Origin of the sequence: Pseudonocardia sp. SID8383 (assembly GCF_009864975.1) — a bacterium.
In the GTDB taxonomy this organism is placed as follows: domain Bacteria; phylum Actinomycetota; class Actinomycetes; order Mycobacteriales; family Pseudonocardiaceae; genus Pseudonocardia; species Pseudonocardia alni.
Map to the genome: position 1 here is coordinate 1 of NZ_WWFY01000258.1, position 2,737 is coordinate 2,737.

A 2,737-nucleotide genomic window follows, 5' to 3' on the forward strand; every position below is an offset into this window, starting at 1 on the left:
CAGGAACGCCCGGTCGCCCAGGTCGCCGGGCCACGGCCGCACCCCCGGCGCGGCGACGGCCGGGCGGCGCGCGACGGCGCGGACGTCCACCCCGGCCGCGGTCAGCTCCCGGACGACCTGCGATCCCACGTTCCCGGTCGCACCCAGCACGGTGATCATGTCGAACCCCTCTCGTCGGTGTCCGTCCACGATCACCGCCATCGGCCGGACGCAGAATGGCTGTGGATCCACAACTGGTGCTTATTCGTCCACAGGTGGGGATGAGCTGTGGACGGACTGTCATGCTGTGCACCGTGTCCACCGCGCCGCCGTTCCCGGCCGCCGACCCGCTCGGGGAGGCGCTGCACGTGCTGCGGATGGACGGCGTCTTCTACTGCCGCTCCGAGCTCGGCGAGCCGTGGGGGATGACGCTGCCGCCGACGCCGGGCTGCCTCTGGTTCCACGTCGTCACCTCCGGCGGGTGCCGGCTCACCGTCGACGGCGCCGGCGGCCGGGACGGGGCCGGGGACGGAGCCGACCGCGAGCTGCGCCCCGGCGAGCTCGTCGTCGTGCCGCGGGGGACCGGGCACGCGCTGCGCAGTGCGCCCGGTGTGTCCGCCCCGGACATCCGGTCGATCCCGCACCCGATGCTCGACGGGCGCTACGCCCTGCTCCGGCACGGCGGCGAGGGTCCGGTGACCCGGATGGTGTGCGGCGCGGTCCGGTTCTCCCACCCCGCCGCGGGCGACCTCGTCGCGAGCCTGCCCGACCTCGTCCGGGTCGAGCCGTCGCCGATCGGGGACCGGGTGCAGGACACGCTGCGGCTGCTGGCCGCGGAGGTCGAGCACGGCGGCCCCGGCAGTGACGCGGTGATCACCCGGCTGGCCGACGTGCTGGTCCTGCAGGCGGTGCGCGGCCGGCTGCAGGCCGACGCGGCCACCCGTACCGGCTGGCTCGGCGCGCTCGCCGACGACCGGATCGGCCGCGCGCTCGCCGCGGTGCACCGCGAGCCGGAGCGGGACTGGACCGTCGCCGCGCTCGCCGCGACGGCGGCCATGTCGCGGTCGGCGTTCTCCGCCCGGTTCACCGAGCTCGTCGGCGAGTCCGCGATGGGCTACGTGACCCGGTGGCGGATGCACGCCGCCGCCGAGTTCCTGTCAGGGGGGAGTGGGACGGTGGCACAGGCGGCCCACCGGTTCGGTTACCGGTCCGAGGCGGCGTTCGCACGGGCCTTCTCGCGGGTCGTCGGGGAGCCCGCCGGACGGGTGCGCCGGCACGGGCTCGCGGGCACGGCCGACGCCCTCGCCGCCTTCCGAAGCTAACTCCGGGCCCTCGCACACACGTTCGACACAGGGCTGCTACGCTGCGACGACGCGACCGGGAGAGGAGTAGCGCATCAGGTCGATCGTCCCGTATCCGGATCTCTCGCGACCGTTCTAGACGGCGGTATGCGACGGCATGCTCGTGTGTCGATGCTGTCGTATGACGGTGTCTAGTGTGCGTGCGAGAAAGCGGTACAGAGGCGGATCGACGATCGATGTACTCGTCTGCGCTTCTCTCGGAACGATCCGAGACAGGGCTAGAGGGTGCTACGCGCGCCTGCTCGCTCGGGTGGTCTGCGCTTCTCTAGCGTGCGCGCGAGACGGCCGGAGAGAGCCCGAGGCGCCGTCGGCCTGCGCCCCGGGCCCGGGTGTTCACAGGTGGGCGAGCTTCTCCGGGTTGCGCACCGCGTAGACCGCGGTGACCAGGTCGGCCCCGTCCACCTCGGACACCTCGACGAGCACGACGCTGTCGACGCCGTCCGGCCCGCGCACCACCACCGCGGGGAGCCCGTTGAACTCCGCGGCGCCGGTCAGCGCGCCCGGCAGCGGCCGCGCCGCCAGCCCGACGAGGAACCGGGCGACCTTCTCCGCCCCGCGGATCGGGCGCCGGGCCGCCGACACCGCGCCGCCACCGTCGGCGAGCGAGACGACCTCGGGGGCCAGCAACGCGGTCAGCGCCGCGACGTCGCCGCCCAGCGCCGCCCCGACGAACGCCTCCGCCACCCGCCGGGCCCGGTCCGGGGGCACGGTGAAGCGCGGCCGGCGGGCCCGCACGTGCTCGCGCGCCCGGTGCGCGATCTGCCGGACCGTGGAGACCGGGCGCCCGGTCGCGGCGGCGATCTCGTCGTAGCCGGTGCCGAAGGCCTCCCGCAGCACGAACACCGCACGCTCCTCCGGGGCGAGGGTCTCCAGCACGAGCAGCATCGCGACGGTCACGTCATCGGTGCGCAGGGCGCGGTCGGCGGCGCCGTCGTCGCCGGTCGGCAGCGGGTCGGGTAGCCACGGTCCGGGGTAGGTCTCCCGGGCCCGGGCGACGGTGCGCAGCCGGTTCAGCGCCTGCCGCGACACCACCCGCGCCAGGTACGCCCGCGGATTCCCCACCTCGTCGTGCGCCGTGGCCGACCAGCGCAGCCAGCTGTCCTGCAGCACGTCCTCGGCATCGGCGACGCTCCCGAGGATCTCGTAGGCGACGGCGAACAGCAGGCCGCGGTGGCGGTCGAACTCGGCGAGCGGGTCCACCTCAGGCCACCCGCCCCCGGGCCCGGCGCAGCGCGTAGCGGCACACCTGCTCCTTCACCACGGCCGCCGCGCCGCCGCCGAGCGCGACCGGCCGGGGCACGTCGTGGCGGTCCACGAGCTGGATCAGCGCGGCGTCCGGCCCGAGCGCCAGGCACTGCGCGGCGTAGGACACCGAGGCCGCCGGTGCGGGGCGTCCG

At 75.4% G+C, this 2,737-nt stretch carries 3 protein-coding genes and 1 pseudogene; 1 reads left to right on the forward strand and 3 read right to left on the reverse strand.

The window, feature by feature from the left end:
• A partial coding sequence (locus tag GTW08_RS06190; protein ID WP_346009863.1) for an NAD(P)H-binding protein occupies positions 1 to 201 on the reverse strand: 201 nt, incomplete at its 3' end.
• Between the two features lie 80 nt (positions 202 to 281).
• Between GTW08_RS06190 and GTW08_RS06195 the strand changes: the two genes are divergently transcribed.
• Positions 282 to 1,301, forward strand: a complete 1,020-nt coding sequence (locus tag GTW08_RS06195) for an AraC family transcriptional regulator (protein WP_073575956.1) — start codon at positions 282 to 284, stop codon at positions 1,299 to 1,301.
• A 372-nt stretch (positions 1,302 to 1,673) separates the two neighbouring features.
• Here the strand turns inward: GTW08_RS06195 and sigJ are convergent, their stop codons facing one another.
• Both sigJ and GTW08_RS06205 read right to left on the reverse strand, forming a co-directional pair.
• Complete coding sequence (gene sigJ, locus GTW08_RS06200; protein ID WP_073575955.1) at positions 1,674 to 2,540, reverse strand: RNA polymerase sigma factor SigJ; 867 nt, start codon at positions 2,538 to 2,540, stop codon at positions 1,674 to 1,676.
• Between the two features lies 1 nt (position 2,541).
• Positions 2,542 to 2,737: pseudogene (locus GTW08_RS06205) on the reverse strand (oxidoreductase); the annotation flags it as partial.